A 10,008-nucleotide genomic window follows, 5' to 3' on the forward strand; every position below is an offset into this window, starting at 1 on the left:
GGCGCCTTCAGTGCATCCGATGCACCGAAGGCGCCCTTCAGCACACCCGCCCCTCGTTCGAAGCGCCTCACCTGCTCAGCCCTTCAGGGAGCCGGGGTAGAGGTTCTCGTCGGCGGGTTTCTTCGTGCCGCGGAACCAGTCGTCGAAGAAGGCGCGTAGATCCTGCCCGGATGCCTTGCCGACCAGCGCCTCGAACTCCGCCCACGACGCGTTGGCGTGCCGATGCGCGTCCGGCCATTCGCGCAGCACGCGGTTGAAGGCGTCGTCGCCGATCTTGCGGCGCAGCGCGTGGACGGCCAGGATCCCCTTGCCGTAGACGCCCTGGAACTCGTGCCCGCTGCCCATGTCGACCAGTTTCGACGTCCAGAAATCCGTGCTGTTCCCGAAGATCTCCACCGCCGTGCGGTAGCGCTCGTCGAGGTTCTGGTTGTCCTTGGCCTCGGCCCACAGCCACTGCGCGTACGACGCGACGCATTCGTTGAGGCAGATGTCCGACCACGAGTTCAGGGACACCGAATCGCCGAACCACTGGTGGGCGGTCTCGTGCACGACGGTCAGCAGCTCGGCCCATTTCGCGTAGGTCGGCCTGCCCTGGGTTTCCAGCGAGAAGTGGATGTCCTCGTTGAGGAAGATGCCGCCCGCGGCGCTCTGCGGGTAGGGCCCGAACTTGCCTGCCAGGAACGCGATGATCTCCGGCAGCCGGATCGACGGTTCGCCGTGGCCGCCCGATTCGGGCGCGTAGGCGTTGACGATCGGCGTGCCGTCGGGCAGCGCCATCCGGTCGACGGTGAACTTCCCGATCGCGATCGTGGTCAGGTAGCTCGCGATCGGGTTCGGCTCCGCCCAGGACGTCGTCGTCTTCCCGCCCGCCGAGCTGCTGCCCTGTTCGCGGCCGTTCGAGATCACCGTCCAGCCGTCCGGAACGTGTGCGGTGACCGAAAAGGTCGCCTTGTCGCGGGGGGTTTCGTTGACGGGGTACCAGAACGCGGCCGAGTGCGGCTCGCCCACCATGTACGCGCCGCCGTCCTTCGAGCGCTGCCAGCCGTTCTCGCTCCCGCCGCCGTGCGGCGTCGCGGACGGATCGCCGCCGTAGCGCACCCGCACGCGGAACGTGCTGCCCGAGCGCAGCGGCTCGGCGGGCGTGACGACCAGCTTGACGCCCTTTTCCCTGGTGAACGTCGCCGGTTTGCCCTCGACGTCCACGCCTCGGACGTCCAAGCCGCGCAGGTCGAGCGAGAAGCGGTTCAGGTCCTGGGTCGCCTTCGCGGTGACCGTGGTGTCGCCGTCGAGCTTGCCGTTCGCCGGGTCGTAGCCGACGTCGACGTGGTAGTCGAGCGCGTCGTAGCCGCCGTTGCCGTCGTCGGGGTAGTACGGATCGCCCGCGGTGGCCGCACCCGGAACCGGGTGCAGCGGCGGTGGCGGCGTGGGATGGCTGTCCGCGGCGGTACAGCCCGCGGCCAGCATCACCACACAGCCGGCGAGAAGGGCGATTCCGCGGCGGCGCATAGGAGCCACCTTAGGGTGGTGGTTCCCGGTCGGCCGGTCACGTTCGGCCGACCGGGTACCGTCGGCGGCGATGATCAGGACGGGAGGCGGGATGCTCGTCGACTTCGGCGGAGCGGGCGACGTGCCCGTTGTCCTGCTGCACGGCCTGATGGGCCGGGCGCGGACGTGGTGGCGTGTCGCGCAATGGCTCAAGCCATACGGGCGGGTGTACGGACTTGACGCGCGCGGGCACGGCCGCGCGGCACGCACCGGGCCGTGGACCACCGAGCGGTTCGCCGAGGACGTCGCCGGCGCGGTGCGCTCGCTCGGCGGCGAACCGGCCGTGCTGATCGGACACTCCATGGGCGGGCTGCACGCCTGGGCCACCGCGGCGAAATATCCGGAACTGGTGCGCGCGGTGGTGTCCGAGGACTTCGCGCCGGATCAGCGCGGCCGCACCGTCGAGACCTGGCGCGGGTACTTCGAAACCTGGCCGACGCCGTTCGAATCACTCGCCCACGTGCGGGACTTCTTCGGCGAGGTCGGGGACTACTTCGTCGAATGCGTCGAGGAACGCGAAGACGGCTACCACCTCATCGCCGACATGGAGACCCTGTACGAGATCGCCGCCGAATGGGGCCGCCGCGACTACTGGTCCATTGTGGACGCCGTCCGCTGCCCGCTGCTGGTGCTCGAAGGCGAGCGCACGGCGATGCCCGCCGGGCAGCAGGCCGAGGTCGCCGCGCGCGTTCCCGGCGCTCGTCACCTGGTCGTCCCGGACTCCGGCCACATCGTCCACGACGAGGCCCCGGAGACCTACCGGGGTGCCGTCGAAGCCTTCCTCGCCGGAGTCCTCAACCGCTGAGTTCGGCGCGCAGCACGCCCGCCGACTGTCCGGACGGGACCAGCAGTGGCCAGACGTCGGAGCCGAGGAAGCCGGTCTCGTCGGTCGCCGACGTCGCGGTGCAGGTGTCCCGCGAGAGCCCGTGCCGCGCCGCGAACGCCGCGACACCGTCCTTAGTGGACGCGCCGAACACCCCATCGGCGGGGACGTCGACGCCCTTGGCTCGCAGCAACCGCTGGGCGCGGAGGACGTTTCGCCCGGAATCACCCGGTTTGAGCAGTGGCCACGGGGTTTCCTCACGCACTGCCACACCGAGGATCTTGCCGACGGCGTCGCGTAGTTCCGGCAGCCGGTTGTAGAGCACCGTGCCGGGGCACTCGGTCGAGTTGAAATCCCGGTGGCCCTTGATCATGGCCGGGGCGATGCCGTACTGGTGCGCGATGTAGGCGACCAGGTTCACCAGCGAGTTCCACAGCGCGGGCGGGACGTCTTCCTTGCTGTAGAGCCCCTCGTTCTCGATGCCGAGACACTCGCTGTTGTGGTCGGCGACGTTCGCGCCCTGGACGTGCTGCCTGCCGCCGCGCAGGATTTCGAGGCTTCTGTGCCTGCCCTCGGTGACGAACCCGCCTCGGCTGTTCGTGAACTGCTGCCCGGTGTCGATCCAGCCCCGGGTGTCCATGTGGAAGTTCTGGATGTCGCGTGAGATCTGGAGGGCGTGCTCCAGCGACGTGTCCGTGTTGTTGCCAGGATCGACCGTGTGGTGCACGACGATGTACGTCGGCTTGTGGTTCTCCACGGTGATCGCGCCGGACGCCGGACGCGCGCCCCAGTCCGACGTGCCGTAGATCCGCGGGGTCGGCACACTGGCCGAGGCTCTCCCGGCCCCGGCCAGTCCGAGCGCCCCCACGGCGGTGACCGTCAGGCTCCCTTTGAAGAAGGAACGACGGCCCATACCCGACTCGGTCATGGATAGACCTCCCTCGCCGAAACGCGTTCAGCAGAAGCTAGCCCGCCCATGCGTCAGGGGCAATTGTTCACCGACTTTCGTCGTAGTGCGTCAGTGTTCGCCGGGTAGTGCGAAAAGCCCGTCCTGGGTCTGCTCCATCAGGCCGTCCACGAGCAGCGAATCCAGACAGCGGTCGCGCTGGCCCGCGTCGTGCCAGACGATGTCCAGCCTGGCCTTTTCGACCGGCCCCTCGGTGCCGCGCAGGACGTCGAGCAGCAGGCCGCGCACCTGCCGGTCGGTGCCGGCGAACTTCTGCACCGGCTTGGCGGGCCCGGCGTAGGCGGGCTTTCCCGCGTGCTGCCACGCGCATTCGGCGTGCACCGGGCAGTCCGCGCAGCGCGGGGAACGCGCGGTGCAGATCAACGCGCCGAGCTCCATCAACGCCGCCGAGAACTTCGCCGCGGGCGCGTCCTCGTCGGGCAGCAACGCCTCGACGTCGGCCATGTCGCGGGTGTTCGAGGCCGGTCCGGCGTCCCCGGCGCCGTGCACCGCCCGCGCCACCACGCGCCGGACGTTCGTGTCGACGACCGGGGCGCGTTTGCCGTAAGCGAACGCCGCCACCGCGCGTGCGGTGTAGGCCCCGATGCCCGGCAGCGCGAGCAGGGTGTCCACATCGGACGGTACGACGTCGCCGTGCTCGGCCGCGATGACCCCGGCGGCCTCGTGCAGCCGCAGCGCGCGGCGCGGGTACCCGAGCTTGCCCCAGGCCCGCACGACCTCGCCCTGCGACTCCGCGGCCAGCGCCGAGGGCACCGGCCAGCGTGTCATCCACTCCAGCCAGATCGGCTGGACGCGGGAAACCGGCGTCTGCTGCAGCATGATTTCGCTGACCAGCACGCCCCAAGCGGAACAGTCCGGCTCGCGCCAGGGCAGCTCGCGACCGTGTGCGGAGAACCAGTCGAGCAGGATTTCGGCGTCTACGGGCACCTGCAGGAGCTTAGTTACTGCTGCGCGACCTCGGTCAGGTTCCCGGTCTTGACGTCGTAGACGAAGCCGCGCACGTTGTCGCGGTGCGGCAGGAAGTCGCTGCGCCGGACCCGCTCCACCGAGCGCCGGACACTGTCCTCCACCGCGCGGAACGCCTCGACCGACCACGTCGGCCGCAGGCCGCTCGCCTCTTCGAGCTCGTCCTTGAAGTCGTCCTCGGTCACCATCGACAGCCCGCACTCGGTGTGCTGGACGATCAGGACCTCGCGGGTGCCGAGCTTGCGCTGGCTCAGCGCGAGCGAGCGGATCATGTCGTCGGTGACGACGCCGCCCGCGTTGCGCAGCACGTGCGATTCGCCCTGGATCAGCCCGAAGATCTCGAACACCCGGATACGGGCGTCCATGCAGGTGAGGATCGCGATGTTCAGCGACGGCCGGGGCGAGGAACGGTCACCGGGGACGACATTGCCCAGCTCTTCGTTCCGCTTGAGCAGAATGTCGATGGAGGTCATCGAGGCCTCCTTCGGCCTTTGAAGGGTCCCCGCAGCGCGGGCGGTCCCTCACATTGGAACCGCCCGGCACCCCTCACGGCAATGTTTTCGGTCGCACGTCACGAGGCCGAAACGTGCTCAGCCGCCGAACCAGGGCTCCTCGACCGTGCGTGGCGGCGCCGACGTCCGGCCGACCCGCAGCTCGGTGGGCAGCGTGATGACCTTCGGCCCGACCCGCTCGGCCGACCCGAGCAGCAGCCGTCCTGCCACCTTGCCCTTCTCCAGCACCGGCTGGTGGACCGTGGTCAGCCCGGCGCGTTCCGCCTCGGCGATCCCGTCGAAGCCGGTCACCGTCAGGTCCTGCGGTACCCGCAGGCCCCGGCGTTCGGCCTCGGCCAGCGCGCCGAGCGCGAGGATGTCCGAGGTGCAGATCACCGCGGTGATCTGCGGGTACGCGTCGAGCAGCTGCCGCGCGGCCGACGCGCCGTCGTCCACGGTGTGGTCGAACCGCTCGACCACCGGCACGCCCGCCCAGTCGACACCCGCCGCGGAGAACGCTGTTGCGAGCGCTTCCAGCCGGGTGCGCTGGACGTGGAAGTGCGCGCTGCTCTGCCGTTCCGCGTTGACGAAGTCGTCGTTGCGCTCGCGGGCCAGCCGCATGCACACGACCCCGACCTGGCGGTGCCCGAGCGAGACGAGGTGCTCGGCGATCGCGGTCACCGCTGCCGCGTCGTCCGGGCCGACCCTGTCGACGCCCTCGACCCGCGGCTGGTCGATGATCACCGTCGGCACCGGGCGCTCCAGCACCGCGCCGAGGTGCGGATCGTCGTCGGGTACCGAGTAGACGACGAACCCGTCGACGCCCGCGCGATGCACGGCGGCGACGTCCTCACGGCCGGGGCTCGCGGGGACGAGATGCAGCCCGACCCCGGCGTCCTCGCACGCGAGCGCGAGCCCTTCGAGAACGCCGACGGCGGCGGGGTCACGGAAGGCGTAGGAGAGGTTCTCGGTCAGCAGGAGACCGACCGCGCCCGCCTTGCGGGTACGCAGCGAGCGGGCCACCGGGTCGGGACCCGGGTAGCCGAGCCGCCGGGCGGTCTCGAGCACACGGCGGCGGAGTTCCGGGGACAGTTGATCCGGTCGATTGTATGCATTCGACACGGTAGTCCTGGACACACCGAGTTCCGCCGCGAGCGACGCCAGCGTCGCCTGCCTCCTGGTGCGAATAGGACGGCCCATCAGCAAACCGTAACGGTTCAGATCGTTTTGCAGAAGCGACACCCCATGTGAGTCCTGTCGGCTGTTTTCCGCTACTCCGTGTGCTGGGCCACTCCGGACGAAGGACCCATGATCATTCGGATGGGGTAAAGTGAATCTGACAACGGTTTCCATTAGCTGTACGGCTCACCCCCGCAGGAGTTTTCGATGAGTTCCCGCCGCACCACGAGAGTGCTCGCCGCCGCCTCGGCGCTGACCGTGTTCGCCCTGGGCGCGGCAGCGTGCTCCAGCGGTGACAAGCCGGCGAGCCCGTCCGCCGCGTCCTCGGCCTCGGACAAGGTGAAGGTCGTCGCCTCGACCGACGTCTGGGGCAGCGTCGTCAGCGCCATCGGCGGCGACAAGGTCCAGGTCACCTCGATCATCCACGACCCGTCGGCCGACCCGCACTCCTACGAGACCACTGCCGACGACGCGCTCGCCGCGAAGAACGCGAAACTGACGCTGGCCAACGGCGGTGGGTACGACAAGTTCTTCGACAAGCTCGCCGGCCAGGCCGCCGGCGCCAAGAAGCTGGTCGCCTACGACATCGCCGCGACCGGCAACGAGAACGAGCACGTCTGGTACGACCTGCCGGGCGTCGGGAAGATCGCCGACCAGGTCGCGGCCGGCCTCGGCGAGATCCAGCCCGCCTCGAAGCAGACCTTCGACGACAACGCGAAGGCGTTCAAGGGCAAGATCGACGAGCTGGTCAAGAAGGCCGCGGAGATCGGCACCGCGCACCCGGACACCAAGGTCGTCGCGACCGAGCCGGTCGCGCGCTATCTGCTGCAGACCGCGAAGGTCACCGACGCGACCCCGGAGGAGTTCTCCAAGGCCGTCGAGAACGAGTCCGACGTGCCCGCCGCGGCGCTCGACCAGTTCCGCAAGCTGATCACCGGCAAGCAGGTGAAGGCGCTGGTCAACAACGTGCAGACGGAGACGCCGGTGACCAAGCAGGTGGTGACCGACGCGAAGGGTGCCGGCGTCGCGGTGGTCGATGTGGCCGAGACGCTTCCCGCCGGTGTGACCGACTACATTGGTTGGATGTCCAAGACTGTCGACACGCTGGCGGGAGCCGTGAAGTAACTGTGTCCGCGGTAGCCGGCAGTGTTCGTTCGGCGGTCCGTCCCGCGGTGAGCATCCGCGGGGCGGGGCTCGCCTTCGGGAACCGGACCCTCTGGTCCGGTCTCGACCTCGACGTCGAACCGGGCGAGTTCCTCGCCGTGCTGGGGCCCAACGGTTCCGGTAAGAGCAGCCTGCTCAAGGCGCTGCTCGGCGTGCAGGGCCTGTCCTCGGGCTCGGTCGAGATCGCGGGCGGCCGCCCCGGCGGGGCGAACCGGCACGTCGGCTACATCCCGCAGCAGCGGGCGATCGACGATTCGCTGACCCTGCGCGGCGTCGACCTCGTCGGCCTCGGTCTCGACGGACATCGCTGGGGCACCGGCCTGTTCGGCATCCGCGCCCGGCACGCGCGCGTGGCCGAGGCGGTCGAGGCCGTCGGCGCGCAGCGGTACGCCCGGCAGCCGGTCGGCAAGCTGTCCGGCGGCGAGCAGCAGCGGCTCCGGGTCGCGCAGGCGCTCGTCGGCGATCCCGAGGTCCTGCTCTGCGACGAGCCGCTGCTCTCGCTCGACCTGGCGCATCAGCGCGCGGTGAGCGAGCTGATCGACGCACGGCGTCGCACGGCGGGCACCGCGGTGCTGTTCGTGACGCACGAGATCAATCCCGTGCTGCGGTTCGTCGATCGCGTGCTGTACCTGGTCAACGGCCAGTTCCGGATCGGGAAGCCGGACGAGGTGATGAACTCCGAGACGCTGTCGGAGCTGTACGGCACGCGGATCGAGGTGCTCAAGGTCGGCGGGCAGATCCACATCGCGGGCGCGCAGAGCGCGTTGTGCGAGGACCAGCCGCACCACGACGAGCACGAGCGGGTGAGCTGAGCGTGGACAACCTGTTCGACTTCGAGAAGACCTGGCTGCTGATCACCGAGGTTCAGGGCGTCCAGACCGCGTTGCTGGCCGCGGCGGTTCTCGCCGTCGTGGCCGGGATCCTCGGCCCGCTGATCGTGATGCGGCGGATGTCGTTCGCCGTGCACGGCACTTCGGAGCTGGCGCTCACCGGTGGTGCCGCGGCGCTGCTGCTCGGCGTCGGCGTCGAGTACGGCGCGCTCGCCGGGGCGGTGGTCGCCGCGCTGCTGCTGGGCATCCTCGGCACCCGCGACGCCGACCGCGATTCGGTGATCGGCGTGATCCTGTCCTTCGGGCTGGGCATGGGCGTACTGCTGCTGTCGCTCTACAAAGGACGGTCGGCGAACAAGTTCGGCATCCTGACCGGGCAGATCATCACCATCGACTCGACGAACCTCACGATGTTCATCGTGGCCTCGGCCGCCATCCTGCTGGTGCTCGCGCTGATCTACCGGCCGCTGCTGTTCGCCAGCGTCGACCGGAACGTCGCCGTCGCGCGCGGGGTCCCGGTGTCGCTGCTGACCGTGCTGTTCTCGGTGCTGGTCGGCGTCGCGACGGCGCTGAGCGTCCAGGTCGTCGGCTCGCTGCTCGTCGTCGCGATGATGGTGACGCCCGCGGCCGCGGCCGTGCGGATCACCGCCAGCCCGTGGAAGGCGACGGTTCTCTCGATCGTCTTCGCGGAAGTGGCCGCGCTGGGCGGAATCGTGCTCTCGCTCGCACCGGGACTTCCCGTGAGCGCGTTCGTCACCGCGATCTCGTTCCTGATCTACGTGATCTGCCGGGTCGTCGCGTGGGCCCGCGACCGCCGTTCCGACGTGCGGGCGACGTCCGAGCCCGAGCCGGTGGGCGAGTTGCTCACCCGAGCATGAGCAGGACCTGCAGCTCACCGACGACGAAGCCGATGACGCCGCCGACCGCGATCAGTTTCCATTCGTCCTGGCGGAAAGCAGGCCGCAGCAAGCCCTCGAACTCGATCGGGGTGAGCGCGAGCATCCGCTGCTCGACCATCTTCGCGACGTCCATCGCCTCGGTGAGATAACCCTCGGCATGCCGCGCCGTCGAAGGCAGCTGGACGAGTGCCTTCTCGGCGGCGGCGTGCTTGATCTCCCGCAGCTGACGTCCGCCGACGGCCAGCGCCAGCATCGGCTTCGCGACGCTGGCGCGTTCGTCGATGGCGTGGGCGACCAGCCGTTCGACGAGCGCGACGAGCCGATCCGACTTCGGGCCGCGGAGGATCGCGTCGAGCAGGTTCGGCACGGTCAGGACCTCGTTCGCGATCAGCTCGCCGTACTGGCGCGCGACCTCGGCGCGACGGCGCTGGAACTTGCCCTGGAAGATCACGCGCCCGACACGCACCGGCTCGCGCGGGACGAAGATCAGCTTGATCGCGAGCCAGTCGGTGAACAGCCCGATGCAGCCGCCGAAGACCGGCAGCACCCACGGCTCGCGGGTCAGTGCCCAGACGGCGGTCTGGACGAGACCGAGCCCGAAGCCGAAGTAGATCCCCATCCGCGCGATGAACGCCATCTCCGGCCGCGACGTCTCGCGGATCAGCCGCACCAGCAGCGCCTTGTCCCTGGTGAGCCGCTCGACGGTCATGTGCTGCACGTCGAGCACGTCGTCGAGGTGCTCGCGGACCTCGTCGAGGAAGTCCCGCACCAGCCGCGGCGTCCCGGCCTGGACCTGCTTGATCAGCAGATCCTGCGCCAGCGTCGGCATCGCCTCCCACAACCGCGGCTGGTGCTTTTCGAGCACGTCGCGGGCGATGTCGTCGACCGCGCGCAGCAGCGGCTGCTCCAGCTCGCGCGTGATGATCACCGGGTCGATGCGGGCGAAGATCTCCTTGACGTCGAGCAGGTTCGCGGTCAGCAGTTCGGTGGCGACCGCGGCCATCCGGCCGCCGTGCTTCGGCACGACGCCCTGCCAGCCGAAAACCGGCTTGATACCGACGAATTCGAGCGGCCGGAACATCATCTCGATGGCGACGCGCTTGGTGACGTAGCCGATGAGCGCGGCGATGAACGGCATCGCGGC

At 69.6% G+C, this 10,008-nt stretch carries 10 protein-coding genes; 4 read left to right on the forward strand and 6 right to left on the reverse strand.

The genetic code is table 11. The annotated features are described in order from the left end of the window. Nucleotides 1-75: 75 nt before the first annotated feature. The gene (locus tag ACFWY9_RS22780; RefSeq protein ID WP_378339859.1) at nt 76-1,506 is read right to left on the reverse strand and encodes a M1 family metallopeptidase; all 1,431 of its coding nucleotides are present in this window, start codon (nt 1,504-1,506) and stop codon (nt 76-78) included. Nucleotides 1,507-1,576: 70 nt separating this feature from the next. Here ACFWY9_RS22780 and ACFWY9_RS22785 point away from each other — a divergent pair, with 70 nt between their 5' ends. Further along, nucleotides 1,577-2,350, forward strand: coding sequence for an alpha/beta fold hydrolase (locus ACFWY9_RS22785; protein ID WP_378339860.1), 774 nt, complete (start codon nt 1,577-1,579; stop codon nt 2,348-2,350). Here the strand turns inward: ACFWY9_RS22785 and ACFWY9_RS22790 are convergent. From ACFWY9_RS22790 to ACFWY9_RS22805, 4 genes are all read right to left on the reverse strand, one after another. After that, nucleotides 2,340-3,296, reverse strand: coding sequence for an N-acetylmuramoyl-L-alanine amidase (locus ACFWY9_RS22790; protein ID WP_378339861.1), 957 nt, complete (start codon nt 3,294-3,296; stop codon nt 2,340-2,342). The two genes, ACFWY9_RS22785 and ACFWY9_RS22790, sit on opposite strands and share 11 nt — an antisense overlap. Nucleotides 3,297-3,386: 90 nt before the next feature. After that, complete coding sequence (locus tag ACFWY9_RS22795) at nt 3,387-4,262, reverse strand: A/G-specific adenine glycosylase (protein ID WP_378339862.1); 876 nt, start codon at nt 4,260-4,262, stop codon at nt 3,387-3,389. Between the two features lie 14 nt (nt 4,263-4,276). Then, entirely contained in the window at nt 4,277-4,774 is a 498-nt protein-coding gene (locus ACFWY9_RS22800; protein WP_378339863.1) for a beta-class carbonic anhydrase, read from the reverse strand. Between the two features lie 117 nt (nt 4,775-4,891). After that, nucleotides 4,892-5,992 (reverse strand): LacI family DNA-binding transcriptional regulator, encoded by a 1,101-nt coding sequence (locus tag ACFWY9_RS22805; RefSeq protein WP_378329028.1) that lies wholly within the window; start codon nt 5,990-5,992, stop codon nt 4,892-4,894. A 186-nt stretch (nt 5,993-6,178) separates the two neighbouring features. Here ACFWY9_RS22805 and ACFWY9_RS22810 point away from each other — a divergent pair, with 186 nt between their 5' ends. Genes ACFWY9_RS22810 through ACFWY9_RS22820 form a run of 3 tightly spaced genes read left to right on the forward strand, consistent with a single transcriptional unit; the run spans nt 6,179 to nt 8,843 of the window. Beyond that, nucleotides 6,179-7,096, forward strand: coding sequence for a metal ABC transporter solute-binding protein, Zn/Mn family (locus ACFWY9_RS22810; protein WP_378339864.1), 918 nt, complete (start codon nt 6,179-6,181; stop codon nt 7,094-7,096). Nucleotides 7,097-7,143: 47 nt separating this feature from the next. Continuing rightward, nucleotides 7,144-7,947 (forward strand): metal ABC transporter ATP-binding protein, encoded by an 804-nt coding sequence (locus tag ACFWY9_RS22815; protein ID WP_378329030.1) that lies wholly within the window; start codon nt 7,144-7,146, stop codon nt 7,945-7,947. Nucleotides 7,948-7,949: 2 nt separating this feature from the next. Next, entirely contained in the window at nt 7,950-8,843 is an 894-nt protein-coding gene (locus tag ACFWY9_RS22820; protein ID WP_378339865.1) for a metal ABC transporter permease, read from the forward strand. Here ACFWY9_RS22820 and ACFWY9_RS22825 read toward each other — a convergent pair. Further along, nucleotides 8,830-10,008: DUF445 domain-containing protein (locus ACFWY9_RS22825; RefSeq protein ID WP_378339866.1), on the reverse strand; the 1,179-nt coding region annotated here is incomplete at its 5' end. The two genes, ACFWY9_RS22820 and ACFWY9_RS22825, sit on opposite strands and share 14 nt — an antisense overlap.

The sequence above is a fragment of the Amycolatopsis sp. NPDC059027 genome (genome assembly GCF_042739735.1).
In the GTDB taxonomy this organism is placed as follows: Bacteria; Actinomycetota; Actinomycetes; order Mycobacteriales; family Pseudonocardiaceae; genus Amycolatopsis.